The 25614-nt window shown below is 51.5% G+C and carries 26 protein-coding genes; 12 read left to right on the plus strand and 14 right to left on the minus strand.

Annotation, left to right across the window (positions count from 1 at the left end; all coding sequences use genetic code 11):
- Positions 1 to 348: 348 nt before the first annotated feature.
- Positions 349 to 966, minus strand: coding sequence for a c-type cytochrome (locus EDI28_RS21040; RefSeq protein ID WP_128785855.1), 618 nt, complete (start codon positions 964 to 966; stop codon positions 349 to 351).
- A 158-nt stretch (positions 967 to 1124) separates the two neighbouring features.
- On the opposite strand from EDI28_RS21040, the gene yihA reads away from it, so the two are divergent.
- Positions 1125 to 1790 carry a ribosome biogenesis GTP-binding protein YihA/YsxC gene (gene yihA, locus EDI28_RS21045; RefSeq protein WP_128785856.1) on the plus strand — a complete coding sequence of 222 codons (666 nt, stop codon included), beginning with the start codon at positions 1125 to 1127 and terminating at the stop codon, positions 1788 to 1790.
- Positions 1791 to 2495: 705 nt separating this feature from the next.
- On the opposite strand, the gene spfP is transcribed toward yihA, so the two are convergent.
- Positions 2496 to 2543: a small protein SpfP gene (gene spfP / locus EDI28_RS27900; RefSeq protein WP_438616993.1), complete on the minus strand. Its 48-nt coding sequence runs from the start codon at positions 2541 to 2543 to the stop codon at positions 2496 to 2498.
- A 185-nt stretch (positions 2544 to 2728) separates the two neighbouring features.
- Positions 2729 to 5500: a DNA polymerase I gene (gene polA, locus EDI28_RS21050; RefSeq protein WP_128785857.1), complete on the minus strand. Its 2772-nt coding sequence runs from the start codon at positions 5498 to 5500 to the stop codon at positions 2729 to 2731.
- A 324-nt stretch (positions 5501 to 5824) separates the two neighbouring features.
- On the opposite strand from polA, the gene elbB reads away from it, so the two are divergent.
- Positions 5825 to 6475, plus strand: a complete 651-nt coding sequence (gene elbB / locus EDI28_RS21055; protein WP_128785858.1) for an isoprenoid biosynthesis glyoxalase ElbB — start codon at positions 5825 to 5827, stop codon at positions 6473 to 6475.
- 245 nt (positions 6476 to 6720) lie between these two features.
- Here elbB and EDI28_RS21060 read toward each other — a convergent pair whose 3' ends face one another.
- From EDI28_RS21060 to recQ, 4 genes are all read right to left on the minus strand, one after another.
- Positions 6721 to 7158, minus strand: coding sequence for a GNAT family N-acetyltransferase (locus EDI28_RS21060; protein ID WP_128785905.1), 438 nt, complete (start codon positions 7156 to 7158; stop codon positions 6721 to 6723).
- Positions 7159 to 7230: 72 nt separating this feature from the next.
- Positions 7231 to 7908 (minus strand): 7-cyano-7-deazaguanine/7-aminomethyl-7-deazaguanine transporter, encoded by a 678-nt coding sequence (locus EDI28_RS21065; RefSeq protein WP_128785859.1) that lies wholly within the window; start codon positions 7906 to 7908, stop codon positions 7231 to 7233.
- Between the two features lie 170 nt (positions 7909 to 8078).
- Positions 8079 to 8387, minus strand: a complete 309-nt coding sequence (locus tag EDI28_RS21070; RefSeq protein WP_128785860.1) for a DUF3630 family protein — start codon at positions 8385 to 8387, stop codon at positions 8079 to 8081.
- A gap of 300 nt (positions 8388 to 8687) precedes the next feature.
- On the minus strand, positions 8688 to 10532 hold the full coding sequence (gene recQ, locus EDI28_RS21075) for an ATP-dependent DNA helicase RecQ (protein ID WP_128785861.1): 1845 nt from the start codon (positions 10530 to 10532) through the stop codon (positions 8688 to 8690).
- 292 nt (positions 10533 to 10824) lie between these two features.
- Here recQ and rarD point away from each other — a divergent pair, with 292 nt between their 5' ends.
- From rarD to ggt, 4 genes are all read left to right on the plus strand, one after another.
- Positions 10825 to 11736, plus strand: coding sequence for an EamA family transporter RarD (gene rarD / locus EDI28_RS21080; RefSeq protein ID WP_128785862.1), 912 nt, complete (start codon positions 10825 to 10827; stop codon positions 11734 to 11736).
- A 139-nt stretch (positions 11737 to 11875) separates the two neighbouring features.
- Positions 11876 to 12664 (plus strand): AraC family transcriptional regulator, encoded by a 789-nt coding sequence (locus EDI28_RS21085; RefSeq protein WP_128785863.1) that lies wholly within the window; start codon positions 11876 to 11878, stop codon positions 12662 to 12664.
- Positions 12665 to 12748: 84 nt separating this feature from the next.
- Positions 12749 to 13405: a LysE family translocator gene (locus EDI28_RS21090; protein ID WP_128785864.1), complete on the plus strand. Its 657-nt coding sequence runs from the start codon at positions 12749 to 12751 to the stop codon at positions 13403 to 13405.
- 116 nt (positions 13406 to 13521) lie between these two features.
- Entirely contained in the window at positions 13522 to 15276 is a 1755-nt protein-coding gene (gene ggt, locus EDI28_RS21095) for a gamma-glutamyltransferase (RefSeq protein WP_128785865.1), read from the plus strand.
- A gap of 108 nt (positions 15277 to 15384) precedes the next feature.
- Here ggt and uvrD read toward each other — a convergent pair whose 3' ends face one another.
- Positions 15385 to 17556, minus strand: coding sequence for a DNA helicase II (gene uvrD, locus EDI28_RS21100; RefSeq protein ID WP_128785866.1), 2172 nt, complete (start codon positions 17554 to 17556; stop codon positions 15385 to 15387).
- A 332-nt stretch (positions 17557 to 17888) separates the two neighbouring features.
- Here uvrD and EDI28_RS21105 point away from each other — a divergent pair, with 332 nt between their 5' ends.
- Genes EDI28_RS21105 through EDI28_RS21125 form a run of 5 tightly spaced genes read left to right on the plus strand, consistent with a single transcriptional unit; the run spans position 17889 to position 20539 of the window.
- Entirely contained in the window at positions 17889 to 18155 is a 267-nt protein-coding gene (locus EDI28_RS21105; RefSeq protein WP_128785867.1) for a BufA1 family periplasmic bufferin-type metallophore, read from the plus strand.
- Positions 18156 to 18199: 44 nt separating this feature from the next.
- Positions 18200 to 18463 (plus strand): BufA1 family periplasmic bufferin-type metallophore, encoded by a 264-nt coding sequence (locus EDI28_RS21110; RefSeq protein ID WP_128785868.1) that lies wholly within the window; start codon positions 18200 to 18202, stop codon positions 18461 to 18463.
- 24 nt (positions 18464 to 18487) lie between these two features.
- Positions 18488 to 19324: an MNIO family bufferin maturase gene (bufB, locus tag EDI28_RS21115; RefSeq protein ID WP_128785906.1), complete on the plus strand. Its 837-nt coding sequence runs from the start codon at positions 18488 to 18490 to the stop codon at positions 19322 to 19324.
- Positions 19302 to 20081 (plus strand): HvfC/BufC N-terminal domain-containing protein, encoded by a 780-nt coding sequence (locus EDI28_RS21120; RefSeq protein WP_128785869.1) that lies wholly within the window; start codon positions 19302 to 19304, stop codon positions 20079 to 20081. The genes bufB and EDI28_RS21120 overlap by 23 nt, the downstream gene beginning before the upstream one ends.
- Before the next feature lie 2 nt (positions 20082 to 20083).
- A complete protein-coding gene (locus EDI28_RS21125) occupies positions 20084 to 20539 on the plus strand; it encodes a DoxX family protein (protein ID WP_128785870.1) in 456 nt (151 codons plus the stop codon).
- Positions 20540 to 20587: 48 nt separating this feature from the next.
- Here the strand turns inward: EDI28_RS21125 and yigB are convergent, their stop codons facing one another.
- From yigB to lptM, 6 genes are read right to left on the minus strand one after another with little or no spacing between them, the layout of a single operon-like run.
- Positions 20588 to 21304, minus strand: a complete 717-nt coding sequence (gene yigB, locus EDI28_RS21130; RefSeq protein WP_128785871.1) for a 5-amino-6-(5-phospho-D-ribitylamino)uracil phosphatase YigB — start codon at positions 21302 to 21304, stop codon at positions 20588 to 20590.
- A 42-nt stretch (positions 21305 to 21346) separates the two neighbouring features.
- A complete protein-coding gene (xerC, locus tag EDI28_RS21135) occupies positions 21347 to 22261 on the minus strand; it encodes a tyrosine recombinase XerC (protein ID WP_128785872.1) in 915 nt (304 codons plus the stop codon).
- Positions 22258 to 22959 (minus strand): DUF484 family protein, encoded by a 702-nt coding sequence (locus tag EDI28_RS21140; protein WP_128785873.1) that lies wholly within the window; start codon positions 22957 to 22959, stop codon positions 22258 to 22260. The genes xerC and EDI28_RS21140 overlap by 4 nt, the downstream gene beginning before the upstream one ends.
- A complete protein-coding gene (gene dapF, locus EDI28_RS21145; RefSeq protein ID WP_128785874.1) occupies positions 22956 to 23786 on the minus strand; it encodes a diaminopimelate epimerase in 831 nt (276 codons plus the stop codon). The genes EDI28_RS21140 and dapF overlap by 4 nt, the downstream gene beginning before the upstream one ends.
- Before the next feature lie 14 nt (positions 23787 to 23800).
- Positions 23801 to 25054 carry a diaminopimelate decarboxylase gene (gene lysA / locus EDI28_RS21150; RefSeq protein WP_128785875.1) on the minus strand — a complete coding sequence of 418 codons (1254 nt, stop codon included), beginning with the start codon at positions 25052 to 25054 and terminating at the stop codon, positions 23801 to 23803.
- A gap of 30 nt (positions 25055 to 25084) precedes the next feature.
- On the minus strand, positions 25085 to 25201 hold the full coding sequence (gene lptM, locus EDI28_RS21155; protein WP_128785876.1) for an LPS translocon maturation chaperone LptM: 117 nt from the start codon (positions 25199 to 25201) through the stop codon (positions 25085 to 25087).
- A 78-nt stretch (positions 25202 to 25279) separates the two neighbouring features.
- Here lptM and cyaY point away from each other — a divergent pair, with 78 nt between their 5' ends.
- Entirely contained in the window at positions 25280 to 25594 is a 315-nt protein-coding gene (cyaY, locus tag EDI28_RS21160) for an iron donor protein CyaY (RefSeq protein ID WP_128785877.1), read from the plus strand.
- The last annotated feature ends 20 nt before the right edge of the window (positions 25595 to 25614 follow it).

The following is a 25614-nucleotide window of genomic DNA, read 5'->3' on the forward strand; positions in this document are numbered from 1 at the left end:
TGCCGTCAATGGCGCTTCCTATCCTTTGCCGCTCTCCCTGTCGACAACGGATACTTTACGCCGATTCAGCTCGGATACAAGATTGCCTCACACACATACTTTTCTGAAATATTATTTCAATATTAATAACCATATGATCTATATGGTAATGGTTCCAATATCCCATGAGTCTTTCATCATCATCGGCTAGCCTGAATGGCAGATCTCTTACAAGCTACTCAGCTATCGGCGTTTTTGCGGTGTTTATTGTCATTAAATTGCAAGCGCTACCGTCCCTCCTTAATTAGGCGGAATGCAAAAAGGCAGCCGAGGCTGCCTTTTATTACACAATACTGGAATACTATTTATTTAGTGTAAGCCACCTACGTACTGTGACAGGGCGGTAATTTCGTCATCAGACAATTTTGCGGCAACAGAACGCATCATCTCATTGAGATCGTTACTACGCTGGCCTGCACGGAATTTATCCAGCTGCAGTTTTACGTACTCGGCATTCTGGCCAGAAATTTTAGGGAAGCCAGACAGGCTGGTACCGTTACCACGAGGACCGTGGCAGGCAGTACACGCCGCAATACCACGCTCGGCATCACCAAAGCGATACAGTTGCTGGCCAATTTCGACCGAAGACTCTGGGGTCGTATTATCTGAAATAGGTAGGGTTGAGTAGTAAGCCGCCAGATCTGCCATATCCTGTTCGGTCAGAGGCATTGCCATCCCCCCCATAACCGGATCATTTCGGCCTTGCTTACCACCCGTCGTCATTGCTAGCTTGAAATCCTTGAGCTGTTTTTCAAGATAGCCAGGGTGCTGGCCGGCAATTTTCGGGTATTGCGCCATTATGCTATTACCATCTGCCCCATGGCAGGCTGCACATGTCGCGGCTTTCGCTTTTCCAGCTTCTGCATCTCCCTGGGCCCAGGCTGAGCAACTGGCAAGAAGAGTCAATATTAATGCTAATTTCTTCATGACATTCCGTTTATAATTATAGAGCTTCCAGTACCACAAGTAATGCTCAGTTACATGGTATACAATGCGACCACAAACCAAGCACGGTTTTCATTCATTTTACACAATTTCACATAAAAGTAATCAGTCGACTACATGAAGACTTGACGGAGTTAACAGTGAATCAACCTCTCAACTATAGAAATACAGGATTCATCACAAGTGCACCGGACATTCGTCACTTGCCAAACGACACAGGCGTTGAGATCGCATTTGCTGGCCGCTCCAATGCAGGTAAGTCTAGTGCCCTAAACCGTATTACCGACCAGAAAAGCCTAGCACGTACTTCCAAAACACCGGGGCGTACCCAGCTCATTAATATGTTCGAGGTCATCAATGGCTGTAACCTGATCGATCTGCCAGGCTACGGTTTTGCCCAGGTCCCGCTGGAAATGAAACTAAAGTGGCAGAGGTCACTGGGTGAGTACCTTCAGAAACGCGAGTGTCTACAAGGCCTGGTAGTACTGATGGATATTCGTCATCCGATGAAAGACCTGGATCAGCAGATGATCAGCTGGGCTGTCGAAAGCCGATTACCGGTATTGGTATTGCTAACCAAAGCCGACAAGCTGAAAAGCGGTGCCCGGAAAAAACAGCTAATGACAGTACGCAATACCGCACTAAGCTTTGGCGGTGATGTGGAGGTAGAGGTATTTTCTGCCCTGAAAGGCATTGGTGTTGATCAAGTGCGCCGCAAGCTCGATGAGTGGTTTGCCCCTGAGCTGGCCCGTCAGCAGACACTACTTGAAGACAATACAGAAACAGCAAACGATGATGCTGAGTAACTGATAATTCGCGAGACGATGGCACTATGGACAGGGCCATAAAAATTCCCCACCTTCCAGGTGGGGCAACGGGAGAGAAATAGGAGGTTTTTATTTTTGTCCTAAAAGGATCAATGAATTCCCTCACCAACGCAAGTTTTTTATCCTGATCCTGCTTGTTTTTTAACCAGCCATTCCTGCACCCAGCCCGCCATTACCACACCTAAACATTGATTTTTACCCATTTGACGGTAAATCTATACTCAGTTGTTTTTTAGTGCAAATTAACCATGAAAAAACATCAAGTGCACAAGGCTGCTTATGGAATTTAATTACACTTTTATAAATATACAGGCGAAAAAAAAGCCACCCCAATCTGAGAGTGACTATTTCATGGATGTGTTGGCCAGCCGGTATAAAGACCCGCTACCAAAAACAAATATGAACAAGAAGCATGCATGATTATACCCACCTATTGATAACAATTAAAGTAATTACTCTAATTTTTAGGCATGAATAGCTGAGGCCTTTATTTATAAAGGACATGCACCATTCAGCGGAAAAACGAGCACTTAAGTCGAACAAGCATCACTATGCATACTTCTTCGCCAGCATTGGGGCAGAAAAAGCCAGATAAGGGACTTTAAAAGGGGGAAAAAACAACAAGCGGGAGAATTTTTGGCGCCCAATAAAAAACGCCCTGGTCAAAAGACCAGGGCGGCTGAATCAGCCAAATCCAATAACGTGAAACAAAAGGTCTGAAAGATAGAACATCTTACCTCTGTACCCTACGCAGATAACTGTATATCAATTGCACAGATTTGAAAAGTCATTTTTGTAATTTTTTTTCATCAAACCGTAACTAAATTTAGAATAACGTAATTTTACTATTCTTTATTTTTCATAAAAAAATAGCTGACCTAAGCCAGCTATTTCCTTAGTTATAACATATAAAACACTTAATGGGCTTCGTCCCAGTTCAAGCCGGCCCCTGCATCAGCTATCAGGGGAACATCCAGTTCAGCCGCAGACTCCATCAGGCTACGGATCTCAGCCGTCACACTTTCTAGCTCAGATTCCTGTACTTCAAAAACAAGTTCGTCATGAACTTGCATGAGTAACCGAACACGGCCCACTTCTTGTTTCTCTACCCACTGATCGACCAATATCATCGCACGCTTGATGATATCGGCTGCTGTTCCCTGCATTGGCGCATTGATCGCCGCACGCTCTGCCGCCTTGCGACGAATGCCATTACGGGATTTGATATCTGGCAGATACAGACGACGGCCAAACAAGGTTTCCACATACCCTTGCTCGCTTGCTGTCGTGCGGGTACTTTCCATATATTCCAATACCCCCGGGTAACGTTCAAAATACACATTCATGTAGTCCTGCGCTTCGTTACGCCCCATATCGAGCTGCTTCGCCAAGCCAAAAGCACTCATCCCGTAGATCAAACCAAAGTTGATTGCCTTAGCACGACGGCGCTGCTCGCTGGTAACTGACTCAATAGGCAAACCCAGTATTTCTGCCGCCGTTGCTGCGTGAATATCTTTGCCATGCCTGAATGCATCCAACAACGCCTTGTCACCGGACAGATGCGCCATGATCCGTAATTCAATCTGCGAGTAGTCGACTGCCAGCACTTTATAGCCGGTCGGAGCAATAAATGCCTTACGGATCCGGCGGCCTTCTTCGTTACGAACCGGAATATTCTGCAGATTAGGATCGCTCGACGATAGGCGGCCTGTCGCAGTAACAGCCTGGTGATAGGAGGTATGCACACGGCCTGTCGCCGGGTTGACCATCTTCGGTAACTTATCCGTGTAGGTCGACTTTAGTTTCGCCAGACTGCGATATTCCAGGATCAGTTTCGGCAATGGGTAGTCCAATGCCAGTTCCTGCAATACCTCTTCATTGGTTGAAGGGGCGCCTGATGGTGTTTTCTTCAGTACCGGTAATCCCATCTTCTCAAACAGGATCGCCTGAAGCTGCTTTGGCGAACTAAGATTAAATTCCTGCTCTGCAATCTCAAACGCCTTTTTCTCCAGCTCATCAAGACGAACGGCAATTTCTGCAGACTGTGCACTAAGCTGCATGCTGTCAATCAGCACTCCGGTACGCTCTATACGTGACAGCACTGGTACCAATGGCATCTCGATATCTTCAAATACCGATTTCAGCTTCTCGTCAGCGTTCACCTTTTCTATCAGAAGATTATGCAGCCGCAGTGTAATGTCGGCATCTTCCGCCGCATATGGCCCCGCCTGTTCCAGATCAATCTGGTTAAACGTCAGCTGCTTTTTGCCTTTGCCGGCAATTTCTTCGAAGCTAATATTTTTGTGCTCTAGATAACGCAGAGCCAAACTGTCCATGTCATGACGACCGACCACACTATTGAAGACATAAGACTCCAGCATGGTGTCATATTGGATCCCCTGCATCTCAATATCGTAACGAGCCAGGATGCTGGCATCGAACTTCAGGTTTTGCCCCACCTTCATTTGTGCCGGATCCTCCAGCAACGGCTTAAGCTGTGCCAGTACCCAATCACGACTCAGCTGGGCCGGAACATCGAGGTAGTCATGGGCAACAGGCACATAGGCTGCCTTGCCTTCTTCCACCGCAAACGACACCCCGATTAAATTGGCTGTCATATAGTCAAGGCCGTCGGTTTCAGTATCGAATGCTACCACATCCGCACCCTTCAGCTGTTCTAGCCAGGCATTGAAAGCAGCCTCATCCAGCACGGTTTCATAACCACTGCGATCTATCGTCGGTGCCACCGCTTTCTTCTCGGCGGCAGGTTGTGCCGATTGTTCATCGGCAACAATTTTACCGTCGCTGCCATCGAGCATTTCTGCCAACCAGCGGCGGAACTGCAGCTTGCCGAACAGTTTGATCAGCTCATCGGTATCAGGCTCACCTTTACGTAGCTGATCAGGCGTCACATCCAGCTCAACATCCAGCTTGATCGTTGCCAGCTCATAGGACAAGTATGCCGAATCTTTATGCTCTTCCAGTTTCTTTGGCATCGTCTTCGAGCCGCGAAAGCCCAATGGCGGGATGGCATCAAGGTTGTCATACAATGCATCCAAGCTACCGATACCCGTGAGCAATGCCTTGGCAGTCTTCTCTCCGACCCCTGGAACACCCGGAATGTTATCCACTTTGTCGCCCATTAGCGCCAGATAGTCGATGATCAGTTCAGGACCGATACCGAACTTATCGACAACGCCGGCCGGATCCATAACGACATCTGTCATGGTATTGATCAAAGTGACGTTCTGATCTACCAACTGGGCCATATCTTTATCACCAGTACTGATCAGCACCGGCATATTTTCCTTGGATGCCTGAGTGGCCAGAGTCCCGATCACATCATCCGCTTCTACCCCGGGAATCGAGATCAACGGGAGCCCCATCGCCTTGATCACTGCATGCAACGGCTCAATCTGGCCTCGAAGATCATCAGGCATCGGCGGGCGGTTGGCCTTGTATTCCGGATATATATCATCGCGGAAGGTTTTGCCTTTGGCATCAAAGATCACGGCGATATGCTCAGTTGAAAACTGGCGCAACAAACTGCGCAGCATATTAACGACACCGAATACGGCACCCGTCGGCTCACCGTCCGAATTAGTGAAGTTCGGTGCGGCATGGTAGGCGCGGTAGAGATAAGAGGAGCCATCAATCAGGATAAGTGGATTTTCAGGGATAGTTGCCATAAAGAGATTCTTATATCCGGGGGATGAAAGAGTTAAGGCACTAGAATGCCATGACAGCCGACAAGTGTTAACTGATGTTTTCCACCAAGCACCCGATATCTGTGGATAACTTTGTTAGTATTTAAAATCAAACAGTTGATCAAAAATAATAAAAAACACACGATCTTCATCTAAACCAATAAAAAACAACGAGTTATATTTAAATGCAAAAATGGATCCTCGATCCTAAAATGATCATTAATTGTGGAAAAAGTTAACAGATCGATCTGAAATTAGAATATCTGAATGCAAAAACAGACAAATCTGACCATAAAGGAAGCCAAAATGAAGAAAATAGCAGTTATTTTGAGCGGCTCGGGCGTGTTTGACGGAGCTGAAATCCATGAGGCGGTATTGGCTTTGCAGGCCATTGAGCAAGAAGGGGCAAGCTGGCATTGCTTTGCGCCCAATATTCCCCAGCACCATGTCATCAATCACCTGACCGGCGAAGAAATGGCTGAAACTCGCAATGTTCTGGTTGAAGCTGCCCGTATTGCCCGCGGCAATATTGACGATATCGTCAATCTCAATGCCGTAGACTACGATGCCCTGTTGCTACCGGGCGGCTTTGGGGCTGCTAAAAACCTATCCGACTTTGCTTTCACCGGTGCCGGTTGCGAGGTAAACCCCGAGGTAAAAAGAGCATGCCAGGCCTTTGCCAAAGAAGAGAAACCTGCCGCCTATCTGTGTATTGCCCCAACCCTGATCCCTGCTATTTACGGGCCGGGGGCCAAAGGAACAATCGGCGATGACCCAGACACAGCCCATTCGTTCAATAAAATGGGCGGCGAGCACATTAACTGTCCGGTCAATGACTTTGTGCTGGATCAGAAACGTCGGCTCCTAACAACACCAGCCTATATGCTAGCAGGAAGTATTACAGAAGCCGCAAGCGGGATTAATAAGCTCGTGAAAGAATTGGTCAAGCTGGCATAGTTTGCAAAAAAGAAAAAGCGGCGTTACCTAGGTTTATAAGTAAACCGGTAAGCGCCGCTCAGCAGAATTGGTGTTCGTTTTCAGCCCTACACTAAAAACACAGACCGTAGCTGAAGTACACTGGAAGCAATGTGAGCAATGTCGTGCCTTCAACAAGGGGGGCGTTTTGCGTACCTCCCTTGCTGAGCGCTGGTTAATAATAACCATTCTCATTTAAGATGCAAGTATTTTATTGCGAATAATTGTCATTTAATTTCCAGCGACTTGACAAAATGTAGTCTGTAATCCTCAATTCCGTCTTTTTTCTCCATATGTTCAATAAGGTACCCGTTTCTTAGCAACAGCCTTAGCATCGCTGGAAAACGGTTACGCGATTTGACCCGTAGCTCTTCAAAACCTTGCTCAACCACCCAGGTTTCTTGGGCTTCCAGCAAAGCCTGGGCCACTCCGCCGCAGCGCCCTTCGGGAGCGACCCCTCCCAACCAACTATAGAAACATGTCTCGGATAGGCGGTAACCTATTTTGACGCCAACCAATTGCTCATCCTGTTCTGCTACAAGGATTAGGCTCGCTTTTCCTTTCAGCCTGGCTTGCAGGGCGTTCTCATCGGCTGGCAGCGCAAACTCGCTGATCCGTGCCAGCACCTCCACAGCTTCTGCCAAACTTGCCTGACGTATCTTCATCACTTCCACTCCTGCTTTTCAGGTACAAAAAAGCCGACATATTGTCGGCTGTTAAGCTTATACCAAACTGTATCAGATCAGCCCCTGCTGGGGCTCAATTTTTGGGTTAATCGTTGTCAGGCGTTTAATCAGGTAGTTAAGCAATATTCCGTACATCGGCACAAACAAGCCAAGGCTAATGATCAGTTTAAAACTGTAATCCACTAGCGAAATTTCGACCCAGTTTTCCGCCATAAACGGATCCGGGCTGTTGTAAAAAGCGATTGCAAAGAAAGCCACTGTATCCAGCGCATTACCAAAAACAGTCGAGCAGCTTGGTGCTACCCACCACTGTTTGGTCTGACGCAGACGGTTAAACACCGACACATCCATGATTTGACCCAGCATATAGGCCATGAAGCTGGCTATCGCGATACGGGCAACAAACAGATTGAACTCGCCGAGATGGGACCAGCCCTGATATTCCCCCTGATAGAAAAGTACCGACAAACCATAAGAAATTGCCAGTGATGGCATCATCACCCGCAAAATGATCTGACGAGCCATGGTTGCACCAAATATCCTGACCGTCAGATCTGTCGCCAGAAAAATAAACGGGAAGGTAAATGCACCCCAGGTCGTATGGAAACCAAACAGGGTAAACGGCAATTGCACCAGGTAATTGCTCGAGGCAATGATCAACAGGTGGAATACAACAAGGAACGAAAGGGCTTTGCGCTGTTGCGCGAAAGAAAATTGAGATGCAGTCATTGTAAGACCTTTTTGTCATTGGGGGAGAGGGAACCCAAAACACTGCGGCCAGGCTCTCATACCTGTCGACAGCAACCGAAGCGGCGATTATACAGTAACCATTTATGTTGCCTAGTCCAAAAACTGGCTTCAAATCAGTGCAAACGTTTGCTGTTTACCGTAACGAAAAACTACCTGACGGCAAGCATACCCGCCAGAAACTGCAGCGTTTCATGGTCGTCGGCCGACAACCACTCAAGCCACAAGGCACTGGAATAGTGTTCTCCCTTGAGCATCAGCCGACAGCCTTCAAAATCAATCAGCCAGACGTGCAGATCGGCATTTAGCTCACGCTCGACAACCGTCGCGTCAATCTGCCGCAGGAACTGTTCGGCCACTGCGGGAAAGCTATCAAAGTCAAATTCAGGGCCTCCGAGCAATAGCAGCCCATGCTCTAAATCGAGTTCTCGACAAACGAACCGAGAGGAAGTAGAGGTCATACGTATTCCTTTTTATCGACGACAAGCACTCGTTACATGCTATCTGGACGGTTTTCCTGTAACCAAGTGTTGCTATGCGTATCAAGTAATAAAGGGGCTATAGCCAGCACCATTGTATTCATGTTTTTATAAGATCGTTGTCTCGGAACCGGAAAGACATCCCGTCGGTTTTCCGTTTCCTGACAATAGGTGATATTAACATTCTCACCAAATACGCAAGCTGTTTTGTCGCGAACAGAACATACTCGTTATGTTCTCAAACGCATTTTACCGGACTCGGAATGTCCGGTATTTTTTTATCTACCGCTCATCGATACCCGCTATGAGATGATCTTCGATCACCCCCAAAAACACATTGCCATATTTTTCCAGCTTACGGTGACCCACACCGTTCACTGCTAGCATTTCACCGGCTGAGGTCGGCAGCATTTCTGCCATTTCCATTAGGCTGGCATCATTAAAGACCACATAAGGCGGTAAATCTTCGTCGTCAGCAATGGCCTTACGCAGCTTGCGCAGTTTGGCAAACAGCTTTTTGTCATACTGGCGGTTGGCCAGCTTGTCATTTTTCGCACTGCGCGTAGCAATATCCAGCCGAGGTACCGCCAGCTCTAGCTCAACCTCGGCACGCAGGACGGCGCGGGCCTTTTCGGTCAGCTGCAATGTCGAACTACGGACAATACTTTGGGTGAGAAACCCACGATGCACCAACTGGCGAAGAATACTGACCCAGAACTCATGGCTGTGCTCCCGGCCAATTCCGTATGTACTCAGTTGCTCGTGCCCATGCTCGCGAATGCGCTGGTTCTGCATCCCGCGGATCACATCCACCACATGATTAATGCCAAAGCTCTGGTTGACCCGGTACACACAAGACAAGGCTTTCTGGGCAACTTCAACGGCAGCAAACCGCTTGGGCGGATCCAGACAAATATCACAGTTGCCGCACGGTTCCTCGCGATACTCGCCAAAGTAATTGAGCAGCACCTGGCGCCGGCAGGTCTGCGCCTCGGCAAAAGCCCCCATAGCATTCAGCTTGTGGCTTTCCACCTGCTTCTGCGGCCCTTCATCCTTTTCATCAAGGCAGCGACGCAGCCAGGCCAGATCTGACGGGTCATAGAACATCACCGCTTCTGCGGGCAAGCCGTCACGGCCAGCACGGCCGGTTTCCTGATAATAGGATTCAATATTGCGAGGAATATCATAATGCACCACGAAACGGACATTGGGCTTGTTGATACCCATCCCGAAAGCCACCGTCGCCACAACAATATGAATGTCATCGCGCTGGAAGCCTTCCTGTACCCTCGCTCGTTCATCATGCTCTAGACCTGCATGATACGCAGCAGCCCGGATCCCGTTATCGCAGAGCTTTTCGGTAATTTGTTCAACCCGTTTGCGGCTATTGCAATACACAATCCCGCTCTGCCCCCGAACGCCGCCAAGGTAGCGGGTCAGCTGCGACATCGGCTTGTATTTTTCCTGTAGGGTGTAACGTATATTCGGCCGGTCAAAACTGCCAAGGTAGGTATGCGGATCAACCAAACTGAGCCGGGACACGATATCATTGCGGGTAGTTTCATCCGCAGTTGCCGTCAGGGCCATGACAGGCAACTGGTCAAAATGCTGCTTCAGCGTTCCCAGAGCCGCATACTCGGGACGAAAATCATGCCCCCACTGAGAGATACAGTGCGCCTCGTCAACGGCAACCATACTCAGCGGCATGTCATAGAGGCGTTCCAGAAAATCACGGGTCAACACCCGTTCTGGCGAGACATACACCAGCTTCACCTCGCCACTCTGCATTGCCCGATATGTGTCCTGCATCGCTTCGCGGGACATTGTCGAATTCAAATAGGCAGCTGTCACCCCGTTGGCATTTAGCTGGTCAACCTGATCCTTCATCAGAGAGATCAAAGGAGAAATAACCAATGTCAGCCCTTCTCGCATCAAGGCTGGGATTTGATAGCAGAGCGACTTACCACCACCGGTTGGCATGATCACCAGACAATCCCGACCATCAGCTACCGCCTCGATCACCTCCTGCTGGCCAATGCGAAAAGTCTGATAGCCGAACACATCCTGTAAGATCTGCTCACTGGCCAAGAGAGAAGCTGGCTGACAAACGGCGCTGCTAGATGACATAAATCGACTCTTTGATTGACGAGCTGGTTATTCTATACCAATCAGATCGCCGATGTGAACGAGACTTGCCAAGACTCACCGTCAAATACCCATGATCCTGCTTACTGGAAAGCAGCTCGCAAATCGACACCGTAGTTTATGTCGCCTTTCCTTCTTGTAAAGGCACTGCTAATAGAATCATCAAAAGTTCGGATGACTTTCATCTTGAACACGTTTTATACTGCTCTCGCATACCTTTTTAGAAAATGCCTTTTTTTTTGCCCAATTTTATAAAATAAGACACTAAGACCAAATGAACCAACAAGCCAATAATACCCAACGAGGGGTCATTCTCGCCCTTGCCGCCTACACGATGTGGGGCATAGCACCAATTTACTTTAAATCCCTACAGCATGTCAGTCCGTTGGAAATCCTCAGCAACCGGGTGATCTGGTCCTTTTTCTTCCTGGCCGGGTTAATCTTCGTCACCAAGAGCTGGAGCAGGATCCGAGCAGTACTACGTAAACCTAAGACATTGCTGATACTGGTTGCTACCGCATTATTAGTTGGCAGCAACTGGCTCATTTTCATTTGGGCCGTCAACAACAACTATATGCTCGATGCCAGCCTGGGCTATTACATCAACCCGTTGCTGAATGTCATTCTGGGTATGTTCTTCCTGGGCGAACGATTACGTCCACTACAATGGCTAGCAGTCGCGCTGGCAGCCTGCGGGGTGGCCGTACAGCTGATCCAGTTTGGCTCTCTGCCACTGATTGCTCTGGCCCTGGCTGCCAGCTTCGGTCTCTACGGCTTGTTGCGGAAAAAGATCAATCTGGACGCCGGAACGGGCCTGTTCATGGAAACCTGTATCTTACTGCCACTGGCCTCAATTTACGTGCTGCTGATCGCTGACAGTCCGACAGCCGACTGGGCCGCCAATCCAGCCAGTACCAACTTGTTGCTGATAGCTGCTGGTGTCGTTACGACAGTCCCCCTGCTCTGCTTCACCGGTGCCGCCACCAAATTGAAACTATCAACGCTAGGGTTCTTTCAGTATATCGGCCCAAGCCTGATGTTCCTGTTGGCAATTACGGTCTACGGTGAAAGCTTTACCGCTGACAAGGGCTACACGTTTGCCTTTATCTGGGGGGCATTGGTACTGTTCAGCGTTGATGGTATCAAAGGCCATCGTCAGGCAAAAAAACAGGCTCAAACCAGCTAGCCAGCTAATCGAACAAAGGCAAACGGCCCGCGGCTTGTCACTTTTTTACAAGTCGCCATCCGTCGTTTATGTTCTACTGATAGCCACATTATTAGCAACGCAAGGTACTATCTGCAATCAGGCGGTTAGGGAGGTCAGGATGAATACAGTCAACCACCGGAAATCTGGCATTGATGACATCAACCTGATTGATGCACATTACCAAAGTTTTGCCTTCAAACGGCATTATCATCTCGACTACCACCTGGGACTGATCACCGACGGGCAACAGCAATATTATTTCAATGGTGCCAGCTACCAAGCGGGAGCCGGCCAGCTAGTGATCATGCCCCCTGATGAAATTCACGACGGCCAGCCACAGCAGCAAGGCTACAAGGTCAAAGTATTCAGCATTGCCCCCGAATGGCTCGATCACCAGGCCGGCGAATTATCGGGCAACGATCAGGTACACTTCCAGCAGCACAAGGTAACGGACAGCCAACTCTTTAGTCAGCTCAGCCAACTGCATACCCAACTGGGCAATCCACATTTCTCCCAGCTGGCCAAGGACTGTATGCCAATTGAATACTTTTCTCGGCTGCTCGGTCGATATAGCCAGCTCCGCCCCCAGCATGTCGTGCCGCTGGGAAGCAAAGATCTCCGTCAGCTACGTGACTACCTGATGGCCAATCTGGATCAGAAAATCAGCCTCGACAATCTGGCCAGGCAATGTGACCTGAGTCCGTCCCAGCTCCTGCGCCAATTTAAAAAAGCAACCGGCATGACTCCCTATGCCTGGCTGGGCCGCCTGCGCCTGGAACATGCCATGGCCCTGCTCAAAGCCGGATACTGCAGCACGGATGTCGCCTACTATGTCGGGTTTTATGACCAGGCTCATTTCACCCGAGCCTTCAAACAGGCCTTTGGCGTTGCCCCATCGGAAATCTGATCCCGTACTGTTAATTTTTTACAAGCGCTCCCGCGCTCACCGAGGCATGCTAGTCCCTGTTATACCACCACCGGATACAATGAGATGCACGAAATTACCCCCTTTATCACCTTGCTTACCGTTCATATTCTTGCCCTGATGAGCCCGGGGCCGGACTTTGCCCTCGTGGTTCAAAATGCAGGACGCTATGGACGTCAGACCGGCATCATCATTGCGCTCGGATTGTCTCTGGGGATCCTGCTCCACTCGATTCTGAGCCTGACCGGAGCCAGCCTGCTGATCCGCGAACAGCCGGCCCTGTTCGCCATACTGCAAGCAGCAGGAGGCTGTTACCTGCTTTGGCTAGGCATCGGTGCCGTCAAAGGAGTACTGAAGCAAGCCTGGCAAAAAAACGATATCTGTAGTTCTCCGGCTCCAGAGCAACACCTTGTCGCCAATCGCAAGCAGGCACTGGCCAAGGGGTTTACCACCAACATCCTCAATCCCAAGGCCTTGGTCTTCTTCCTGAGCCTGCTCTCGACCCTCGTACCGGCAGGGATGTCCGTCACCGGTAAAGTCACCGCAATCAGTCTATTGTGGCTAACTTCCTTCCTGTGGTTTGCCCTGTTGGCCTGGCTACTGACCGGGCAGCGGCTACAGAAAAAGCTGCAGCAGTGGACGCCCTTCATCGACGGGCTCTGCGGCCTGCTGTTTGTCAGTATCGGCAGCATGATCCTGCTGCGTCTGGCGCTACCGGCCTGATCGTTAAACCAACAATAAATTGTTGATTACGAGCACAAAAACTGCTCAACAATTAGACAGGTCCGGATTCAGCTCTTACGCTATCGAAGCCCCCGTATGCGAAAGAGGAATAAACCATGGAACGGAACACGTCCCGTCTGGCTGTAGCACTGGTAGCCTGCCTGCTTGTCCCTACGGCACTGAGCAAGCAAACCGCCGATCAGATTGCCCCCGAGGCAGCAACCGGGATCAGCCAGCAGCACCAGGTGATTGGCAACGAATGGATGATCGCCAGCGCCAACCCGTATGCCAGCGAGGCAGGGGCTACGATGCTCCGCCAGGGGGGCAATGCCATCGATGCGATGGTGGCGACGCAACTGGTACTCGGGCTCACCGAGCCACAGTCTTCCGGCATTGGCGGCGGGGCGTTTATGGTGTATTGGGATGCAGAAAAAGAAGCACTAACCACCTTCGATGGCCGAGAAACGGCCCCTTTTGCCGTCAACCCGCGTCTGTTTCAGGATCAAACCGGCAAGCCGCTGGCATTCTACGATGCCGTGGTCGGTGGTCGCTCCGTCGGGACACCCGGTACCGTCAAGCTGATGTGGTATACCCATCAACGGCACGGCAAGCTGCCTTGGCGTGATCTGTTTGCCCCCGCGATAAAACTGGCCACAGAAGGCTTCACCGTCAGCCCGCGACTGGCAACGCTTGTCGCCAGGGATCAGAAAAACCTCCAGCGCTGGCAGGACACCAAAGCCTATTTCTTCAATGACGACGGCAGTCCTATCAGAGCCGGACAGCGCCTTACCAACCCGGCCTATGCCGATACCCTCTCACAAATTGCCGAGCGGGGAGCCAGCGCGTTCTACCACGGTGAAATTGCCAAGGATATTGTCAGTACCGTGCGCAACGCCGAAGGGAATCCCGGCGTGCTCAGCGTGATGGATCTGGCCACTTACCAGGTCAAGGAGCGGAAGCCTGTCTGCGCACCGTATCGCCAGTTTGAGATCTGCGGCATGGGGCCGCCCAGCTCCGGCGCCCTGACCCTCGGCCAGATCATGGGCATGCTTAGCCACTACCCCATCGACAAAATGGGCCAAAATGACGTCAACAGCTGGCGTCTATTGGGAGATGCGTCTCGCCTAGCCTTTGCCGACCGCGGCCGCTACATGGCAGACAGTGACTATGTGCCGATGCCTACCGATGGCCTGGTCGATCCCGGCTATCTTAAGCAGCGTGCCGAGCTACTAAAAGGCGACAAGGCCCTTGCAACGGCCGAACCAGGCCTGCCGGTTTGGTCCCACGCCATGCGCTACGCGAAGGATGAATCACTGGAGCTGCCCTCCACCAGCCATTTTTCCATTGTCGACAGCGATCGTAATGTTATTTCAATCACCACCACCATCGAGAACGGCTTCGGCTCGCGATTAATGGTACGCGGCTTCCTGCTCAACAACGAGCTGACTGACTTCTCGTTCCGCAGTCATGTCGGCGGCAATCCGATTGCCAACCGAATAGAGCCCGGCAAGCGTCCGCGTTCGTCAATGGCACCCACCATCGTTATGAAAGACGGAGAACCGTATCTGGCGGTTGGCTCGCCGGGCGGCAGCCAGATCATCGGCTATGTCGCCAAAACCCTTGTTGGCCATCTTGACTGGGGACTGGATCTACAGCAGGCCATCAACCTACCCAATATGAACAATCGTTTCGGGGCCTTCGAGCTAGAAAAAGACACGGCAGCCGAGCAGTGGGCTCCGAAACTGAAACAGCTTGGTTTCGAGGTCAAAATCAAAGATCTCAACTCAGGTGTTCAGGCTATCCGGATTGACGGCAAACAACTTTCCGGTGCCGCCGATCCACGCCGGGAAGGCAAGGTCATCGCCCAGTAATAACCAGTAATAAAGAGCCCAATAGGAAATAACCCGATAGACAAAAAAGCCCGCCAATGCATCAGCATGACGGGCTTTCTTTCTGACTACATTACGGCAATCAGTAAATTACATCGGATCCAGCTTGGCGTACTGCGTCACCAGCCATTTGATCCCTTCACCGTTGAACGCAACCTGGACGCGGCTCTGGGCGCCGCTGCCTTCAAAATTGATGATAGTACCTTCACCGAACTTCGGATGCTGCACGCGCTGGCCAAGGCTAAAGCCCGTCTGGTTGAAGTTATCATTCACCTGGGTCTGGCTGAAACGTCCACTGCTCGCCGGACGCGATACCTGTGCCTTCATCCGTACTTCTTCGACGAATTCGGTTGGGATCTCGCGAATAAAACGTGACGGTTTATGGAAGTTATCTTTGCCATACAGACGGCGCATTTCAGCATAGGTGATATACAGCTTCTGCATCGCGCGGGTCATCCCCACATAACACAGGCGGCGTTCTTCCTCCAGGCGTCCCACTTCCTCGGTCGTCCGTGAGCTCGGGAACATTCCCTCTTCCACGCCGACCATAAACACAACTGGGAACTCCAGTCCCTTAGCGCTGTGCATCGTCATCAGCTGCACGGCATCCTCAAAGTCATCAGCCTGTCCTTCGCCAGCTTCCAGCGCCGCGTGAGACAGAAAGGCTGCTAGCGGGCTCATCTCTTCCGCTTCTTCCGGCACTTCAAACTGGCGGGTAGCAGTAACCAGCTCTTCCATATTTTCGATTCGAGCCTGGGCTTTCTCGCCTTTTTCCTGCTCGTACATCGCCCGCAAACCAGAATTACGGATCACCTCATCGGTTTGCTGGAACAACGGCAAATCACGAGTGTCATCTTCAAGTGCATTAACCAGCTCAATAAAGCGGCGCAGCGAATTGGCTGCACGGCCGGCCAGTACCTGTTCTTCCAGCAATGCGATACTAGCCTGCCACATGGTGGCACCACGATCCCGTGCCGCCAGGCGAATGGTTTCCAGAGTCCGGTCGCCAAGTCCTCGAGTCGGTGTATTCACCACCCGTTCGAAGGAGGCATCATCGTTACGGTTCGACATCAGACGCAGGTAGGCCAGCGAGTCTTTGATTTCCTGACGCTCGAAGAAACGCATACCACCGTAGATACGGTATGGCAGCCCCGCCTGGATAAGCGCTTCTTCCAGTACCCGTGACTGGGCATTGCTGCGATAAAGGAATGCGGTCTCGTTCAGGGTGCCCCCCTGATCACGCCATTCCTTGATTTTGCCCACCGCAAAACGCGCCTCATCCAGCTCGTTAAAGGCCGAGTACAACGAAATCGGCTCACCCTCGGCACCGTCGGTCCACAGGTTTTTGCCCATTCGCTCGTTGTTGTTGGCAATCAGTTCATTGGCGGCATTAAGAATATTGCCCGTTGAACGATAGTTCTGCTCGAGAAAAATTGATGACGCATTGGTGAAATCACGCAGGAAACGCTGAATGTTTTCGACCTGAGCACCACGCCAGCCGTATATCGACTGATCATCATCACCGACAATCATCACGTTACAATCAGCACCTGCCATCAGGCGCAGCCAGGCAAACTGAATGTTGTTGGTATCCTGGAATTCGTCGACCAATATATGTTTGAAGCGCGCCTGATAGTGCTCGCGAATGTGCTTGTTATCGCGGATCAGCTCAAAAGCCCGCAGCAACAGTTCGGCAAAATCCACCAGCCCGGCACGATCACAGGCTTCCTGATAGGCGGTATACACACGCAGCCACGTTTGCTCGACAGGATCGTTGAAGCTATCGATATTGGCAGGTCGCAGCCCTTCGTCTTTCTTACCGTTGATATACCAGGCTGCCTGACGGGCCGGCCAATGTTTCTCATCCAGATTCTGCGCTTTGATCAGACGACGGAGCAGGCGCATTTGATCGTCCGAATCCAATATATTGAAGTCATCAGGCAGGCGCGCATCAAGATAATGGGCACGCAGCATGCGATGACACAGGCCATGGAAGGTACCGTTCCACATGCCAGCCGAGGAGCCCTGCATCAGCTCGTTGATCCGGCCGCGCATCTCGGCCGCCGCCTTGTTGGTAAACGTCACCGACATGATCGAATACGGCGAGGCCTGCTCAATCTGCATCAACCAGGCAATACGATGGACCAGTACGCGGGTCTTGCCGCTGCCCGCACCCGCCAGAACCAGGTGATTACCTAGCGGCGCAGCCACCGCTTCTCTTTGCTTGTCATTAAGGCCATCTAACAGGAGTGAAGCGTCCATCGTTACCTACTGGTTATTTATACAATGCTGGTGATTATACCAGCTCAAATCAAGAATGCTTCGAGAACTTCACCCTCCCCAGAGATTCAGGCAATCCGGCCGCCAGTCGGCACAGCAGTTTGATAATTCACTAGTTTCAAACGCTTGCCTTTGCTTATTTGATCTATGCTTGGAAATGACAAAATGTTACATGCCAGCAAAAAAAGTTAAAAAAAGGTGAAATAAAAAGTCTGCTCGCCCTTTCTTATGTTCCGAGAGCGCAAAAAGCGCCAACGATAACAAAAAGAAACGTTGCTACAACGCAACAGTCAGCGAATCAAAGAGGAATGATTATGAAGAAGACAACCAACATTGCCCTAGCAACAGCCGTCACTGGCCTTATTGCGCTAGCAGGTACCGCAATGACGACATCGACCGCCGTGGCAGCCGAAGCCAAAGAGAAATGCTATGGCGTTGCAAAAGCAGGGAAGAACGACTGCGCCACCAAGAGCAGCTCGTGTGCAGGTACTGCCAAAACTGATGGCCAGAAAGATGCGTTCATTATGGTTCCCAAAGGCCTGTGTGACCGTTTATCCGGCGGGTCAACATCATCGTCTTAATGGCCACGACACACTGAATTGTTAGCTCAATCCAAGGAATGATTATGAAAAAAACCAATATTGCCCTCGCCACTGCCGTCACAGGCCTTATTGCTCTGGCCGGTACCGCAATGACTGCTTCGACCGCCGTTGCTGCCGAAGCCAAAGAAAAATGCTACGGCGTTGCCAAGGCGGGCAAGAACGACTGTGCCACCAAGACTAGCTCATGTGCTGGTACCGCAAAAACCGATGGCCAGAAAGATGCTTTTATTATGGTACCCAAAGGTCTGTGCGACCGCCTGGCCGGCAGCTCGCCAGAGGCAAAATAAGTGGGCGCCCTGACACAGCACCAAATGGTTGGGGTGGGGTTACGCTCCCCCCACATCGCTCAGGTTCTTGAGCAGAAGCCGGATATCGGCTGGCTGGAGGTCCACAGTGAGAACTACTTCATCACGACATCGACCGCCCGGCAGCAGCTACGGCAAATTGCCGAGCACTACCCGATTAGCTGCCACGGTATCGGCTTGTCCCTCGGCTCGGCTGATCCCCTGGATCGCCAGCATCTGAGCCAGCTCAAACAACTGGTCGATGAAATCAATCCGATCGCGGTCTCGGATCACCTCAGCTGGAGCTCCGTCGACGGGCAGTTTTTCAATGACTTGCTACCTCTGCCCTATACCGAAGAGGCACTGAACCATTTTTGCCGCAAAGTCGAACAGGTGCAGGAGTATCTCGGCTGCCAGATGCTGATCGAAAACCCGTCCAGCTATCTGAGCTTTGCAAATTCGGCCATTCCGGAGTGGGAGTTCCTTCATCAGGTACAGCAACGAACGGGCTGCGGGCTGTTGCTCGACCTGAACAATATTTACGTCAGTGCCTTTAATCATGGCTTTGACTGTAACCAATACATTGCCGCGCTGGATGCCTCGGCAGTGAAAGAGATCCACCTTGCCGGCTTTACCGCCAAACAATTCGAGGACGGCGAGATCTGGATTGATACCCATAGCAAGCCGGTCAGCGAACCGGTATGGCAACTCTATCGCAACTGGGTGCAACAGCATGGTCAAACCCCGACCCTGATTGAGTGGGATCTGGATATTCCGGAGCTCTCAGTCTTGCTCGAGGAGGCCGACAAGGCACGCAACATTATGATGCAGGAGGCGCAAGATGGGCAGCTCCTCACCCCCTGATTCTGATAACGCGCTACATCAACTGCAGCAAGACTTTGCCGCCGCCCTGCACTATCAGCCCAGTACAGTGACAGCAGAGATTGCTAACGGCCAGTTTCCGGCCGAGCAGCTGATCCAGATCTATCGCAATAACTTTATTATCAGCCTGTCAGAAATTCTTGAGGTGGTTTACCCCTGCGTCAAAGCCGTGGTCGGCGAGGAGTGCTTCGGCCAAATTGCACGCCAGCACGTTCTGACCCATCCGCTGCAACAGGGTGATGTCAGCCATTACGGACAAGGACTTTGCGATACCATCTGCAACCAGCCCGAACTGGTTGCCGCTGTTTCGTACCTGGCCGATTTGGCCAGACTGGAGTGGTACCTCGATCGTGCTGCCCATGCGCCAGCCATCGACTGCCAGTTTCCGTTTTATAAACTACAGCAACTGACTGAGGCTAATTTACCCCAACTCCGGCTTGAGGTGCCCGAACCGACGTTCTGCATTGATTCCGACTACCCGGTCGCGACTATCTGGCAGATGATCACCGACAACGCGATTGAAGAAATCAATCTCAACCAGCCGGAATCTGCCGTGATCCAACGACGCCCGAATCAAACGATAGTGTTGAATACCCATCCCGGAGCGACCGGACTGGTTCGGCTCAGCCAGCAGCATGGCTGCCTTGGCGAAGCCTCGGAAGAGATGCTGGCAATGCTCGGCGAGCTGGTCCAGCAACATATATTTTCAGACATTCAAGGTTTGCCAGAGGGAGAATGAGCATGCTGAGTTTTATCAAACAGGTCGACGGCCTCGCCCAGCGCATTACGGAGCCACTTATTCCGTTGCTGCTGTTATTCACCCGACTCTGGGTCGCCTGGGTATTCTTCAAATCAGGAATGGTCAAATACTCTAGCTGGGACAGTACCCTCTATCTCTTTGAGTACGAATACCAGGTCCCCTTGCTGCCTTGGCAGCTCGCCGCCTACATGGGTACCGCCGCCGAGCTGATCCTGCCGGTCTTTCTGGTCTTGGGCTTATTCACCCGCCCGATGGCACTGGTGTTGTTCGTCTTCAATATTATTGCCGTGGTTTCCTACCCGCTGCTGTGGGAAAAAGGCTTTTTCGACCACCAGCTATGGGGAATGATGATGCTGGTGAACGTCTTCTGGGGCGCAGGGCTGATATCAGTAGACAGACTGCTCGGCAACGAGCCGAAGCAGAGCCTGCTGGAATAGTCAAAAAAGGCGATCGCTATGATCGCCTTTTTGTTTTTCTGGGCCAGTTCAGACCAAATCAAGCAACTGCGACAAACGACAGATTTCCACATCCGGCAGCCACTTAACCTTTGGCTCGCAGTGCAGCTGACGCTGCTGATCATTGTACCAACATGCCTGAAAACCGTTTTTTTTCGCACCGCCAACATCTGTCACCAGGTGATCGCCGACATGGAGGATATCCTGCGCGGCCACACCCAGTAGTGCTGTCGCCCGGGCAAACATATCCGGCTCGGGTTTCGCCAAACCATCACGACCGGCAACCAGCACCTGGGAAAAATACTGCCCGAGGCCTATCTTCTCGGCATCGACATTGCCATTGGTGATCGCCAACAAAGGAACCTTCCGGCCAAGTTCAGCCAGTACCCGGTGTGTTTCCTCGGGAACGTCAACCTGATTACGGACAACCAGTACCCGCTCCAAACCTTCCTGGGCTGCCTGCTCGGCTTTTGGCTGCGAGTATCCCAGCTGCATCAAGCCGATTTTAAGCAGCTCATAACGCCAAAGACTCACATCATGACGCAGATAAGGAGTCTGTACGACCAGACGCATTTTCAGTTGCAGCCAATCTTCCCTGGCCATGCTGTGGCTGCACGGGTGATATTCTGCCAGCCAGTCGTGCATCACCTGCTCGGCGCGGCGGATCACCGGGCGGTTATCGTATAGGGTATCATCCAAATCAAATGTCAGCGCCTTCGGCGGCTGGAGGTTGCGATAAAACTGCATGTCAGCCCTCAGTTACATCAGCAGAGTAGGTGGCAAGACGCATTAGCGTTTGTCTCGTTTGGCCCTCGGGTGTGCTTCATCATACACCTTTGCCAGGTGCTGAAAATCGAGGTGGGTATAAATTTGGGTTGTCGACAGATTGGCGTGGCCCAGTAGCTCCTGCACCGCACGCAAATCGCCGCTGGATTCCAGCATATGGGTAGCAAAGCTATGGCGCAGTTTATGCGGGTTAATGTGGCTGGACACCGCCTGCTTCTGACCCCATTCGGCCATCCGCTTCTGAACATTGCGGTTGGAGATCCGCTGTCCCAATTTAGAAACAAACAAACCGGGCTCGCCGCTGGCAGCCAACTGTCCACGAACCTTAAGCCAATGCCCAACCCATTCGCGGGCCAAGCCCGCAAAGGGAACAATACGCTCCTTGTCCCCTTTACCGATAACCCGGATATCCCCCTTGCTGAGGCTAATATCACGCACATCCAGGTTAACCAGTTCCGACAGGCGTAATCCGGCGCCGTACATCAGCTCCATCATCGCCCGATCCCGAATCGACAGCGGATCATCCTCGTTCACATTGAGCAATTGATCCATCTCGTCAACATCGAGATTCTTGGGCAGCGGCCTGGCCTTACGGGGTGCAGACACTCCCTTGGCCGGGTTGGCTTTCAGCACGCCCTGGCGTACCAGATAATCAAAAAAACTTCGCAGCGCCGACAGGCGCATCGACAAGCTGCTTGCCTTCAGACCATCACGCATGCCTTTGCTGGCTAGCTGCCGTACCCAGCCGGCATCGACCACTTGCCAGTCAGTAACCTCTAGTTCCACCAGCTGCTCGGCTAACGTTGTCAGCTGACGCTTGTAGTTCTGCTGGGTGTGCAGACTCAACTCACGTTCGCTACGCAGGTATTCGTAAAACCGATGCAGTGGCTTCTCCAGCCCAGAAGGCAACTGACTCAATCAATCACCTCACGGGTATATTCCCAGTGATGGATCAGGCGAGTCAGCACCAAGGCCAACTGCTCGACAAACAAAGTATCCATCGCCGGCTGAAAATGACCGCCATCAGCGCTGGCAAAGCTCAGCACCCCGATTGGGTGTTCGATACCCAATGGTAGCACCACATAGGATCCTAAGTGCGGTGGCTGGCGAAAGAGCAGCTCGCTCTCTTGCTTGCGCAACCTCCCCATATATACCGTTCGGTGTGACAAATGGGCAACGCGAAAGCTCTCGAAAGCTTTGCGTTCGAGATATAGGTTGTCATCAAAGCTATCAAACAACCGCAGACTGAAATCCAGCTGCAGCTGACCGCTGAGCTCTTCCAAGATCACCAGTGCCTGATAAATATTGTGGGTTTGAAAAAGTTGCTGCTGGGCGCGGGCAAATATTTCAAACAGCTCGCTGTTTTTCCCAGCCGCAGAAACCAAGGTATTGATCTCACCTTCCAGTTCACGTACCTGGTCGCGCAGTCTCTCCAGCTGAATTTCAACTAAGGACACCACGCCACGCTCACTGTGAGTAACATGCAGCTGCGTCAGTAACTCAGGCTGGCGAATAAAAAAGTCAGGATTGTCGAGCAAGAACTCGGCCACATCCTGATCTGACAACGAGGTGTCTGCAATCATAGGCAGCTCACCCAGTTGGGATACATCTGTCATAATACTATTTGTCCATCAAAGACATGTGCTACAGGGCCAGTCATATACAATGGCTTGCCTTCTCCGGCCCAGCGAATATGAAGATCGCCCCCCGGAAGACTCACTTTCACATTTTCATCCAGCAGCCCCTGCTGCCGACCAATCGCGACAGCCGCACAGGCACCACTACCGCAGGCCTGAGTTTCCCCGGCACCACGCTCGTAGACCCGCAGCTTTACTTCGCCCCGGTTCAATACCTGCATAAATCCCGCGTTAACCCGTTCAGGGAAGCGTTCATGAGACTCCAGCAGCGGACCCAGGGTTTCCACACCGGCGGTATCAAGGTCGTCTACAACCGTGACACAATGCGGATTACCCATGCTCACCGCGCCACAGAATACCGTTTTCTCGCCTGCTCGCAAAATATAGGTTTTTTCGCTCTGCTTGGCACGAAACGGGATCTTGCCTGGCTCGAACTCCGGCACCCCCATGTTCACCGTTACCTGGTTATCGTTTTCCAGCTTCAGCATCATTTTTCCGCCCTTGGTACTGACAGAAACCTGATATTTATTAGTAAGCCCTTTCATCCAGACAAAACGGGCAAAGCAGCGGGCGCCATTGCCGCACTGCTCCACCTCGCTACCGTCGGCATTAAAAATTCGGTAATGAAAATCCGTTTCCGGATCATAAGGCGGTTCCACCACTAACAGCTGGTCAAACCCGATCCCCCGATGGCGATCGGCCAGCCGCCTGATGGCGTCAGGCGAAAAAAACACATTCTGTGTCACGCAATCCACCACCATGAAATCATTGCCTAATCCATGCATTTTAGAAAAATTGATCTGCATGATGTCCCTTCTCGTTATTCTGGCAATTGGTGTTCAGACTGCCATAGTTGCTCCAGCGTTTCACGCTCACGGACGACATGGGCATCTTGGCCATCGACCATGATCTCGGCGGCACGAGTCCGGGTATTGTAATTTGACGCCATGACAAATCCGTAGGCACCTGCCGAACGTACCGCCAGCAAATCACCCGGCTCAAGGCACAAGGCGCGGTCTTTGCCGATGAAATCCCCAGTTTCGCAGATAGGGCCAACAAAGTCATAAATCTGTGCTTCACCGTCACGCGGGACGACCGGCACAATATCCTGCCATGCCTGATAAAGTGTCGGGCGGATAAGATCATTCATCGCCGCGTCGACAATAGCAAAATTTTTGTGCTCGGTGTGTTTAAGATACTCAATTCGGGTCAACATCACACCGGCATTGGCGGCAATTGCCCGGCCTGGTTCAAAAATCAGCTCCAGATCAGGATGGTCATTCAGGCGGGCAAGCAGCTCAATGGCATAGTCCGAAGGCTGAGGAGGCTGCTCATCACTGTAAGTCACTCCTAAACCGCCGCCTACATCCAAATGGTCGATCTCAATGCCTTCGGCCTTGAGGGTATCAATCAATGCCAGCAGGCGATCGGTAGCATCAATAAACGGCTCGATATTGGTCAGCTGGGAACCGATATGACAGTCCATTCCCGTTATCTTCAAGTTTGGCAGACTCTGTGCCAAACGGTATACCTCTGGCGCACGGTCGAAAACGATACCAAATTTATTGTCACGCAGACCGGTAGAAATATACGGGTGGGTCTTGGCATCGACATCCGGATTGATCCGCAGCGAAATCGGCGCCACCTTGCCCAGCTCGGCCGCAACCTCGTTAAGACGAACCAGTTCAGGTTCCGACTCAACATTAAAGCATTTAATACCTAGCTCCAACGCCCGCTTCATTTCGGCAACGGTCTTACCGACACCGGAGAAGACAACTTTGGCAGGATCACCGCCAGCGGCAATCACCCGCTCCAGCTCACCCTGCGACACAATGTCAAATCCGGATCCCAGCCGGGCCAGGACATTCAGCACCCCGAGATTTGAGTTGGCCTTCACGGCATAACAAATCAGGTGAGGGTGATTGACCACCGCCTGATCAAACGCATTCCAGTGACGCTCCAGTGTCGCCCTGGAGTACACATACAAAGGGGTACCGTAGCGCTCAGCGAGGTCGGTAAGTGCAATCTCTTCGGCCCATAGCTGGCCGTCTTGCTGGTAGTTAAAATAATCCAAAGTTGTCTCTTCCCTGTCTGATCGCTGTCGTTACTGTTGCTGTTGTTGCTGCTCAGAATCGTCCGGCATATATAGCGGCCCGCTCTGGCCACAGCCATTAAGAGCCAATACACCCAGTACTAAAATTGCCAATAAACCTTTATGCATTTTTCAAAGCCAGTGATTATCATTTCATTGCCCTCTATAATCGCACCAACACTAGGAAAAGCAATAGGACGCAATGGGATGAATGATACAGAATTTCATAAGTTAGCCGATGAGGTTCTTATGAGCATCGAGGAAGGCATCGACGAATCCGGTGCAGACATTGAATATGAGACCAGCGGCAACGTACTGACACTGGAGTTCGAGAACCGCAGCCAAATCGTTATTAACCGCCAGGAGCCGCTGCACGAAATCTGGCTGGCTTCAAAATCAGGCGGTTACCACTTCAAGTACAAAAACGGCGAATGGCACTGCACCCGCAGCGGTGCCGAGCTGATTTCGCTGGTGAAGCAGGAATGTTCACGACACGCCGAAGAAGCAGTCGATTGGTCATAAGCCAGCAGTACCGTTAAGTG

The sequence above is a fragment of the Photobacterium chitinilyticum genome, assembly GCF_004104355.1.
Lineage (GTDB): Bacteria > Pseudomonadota > Gammaproteobacteria > Enterobacterales > Vibrionaceae > Photobacterium > Photobacterium chitinilyticum.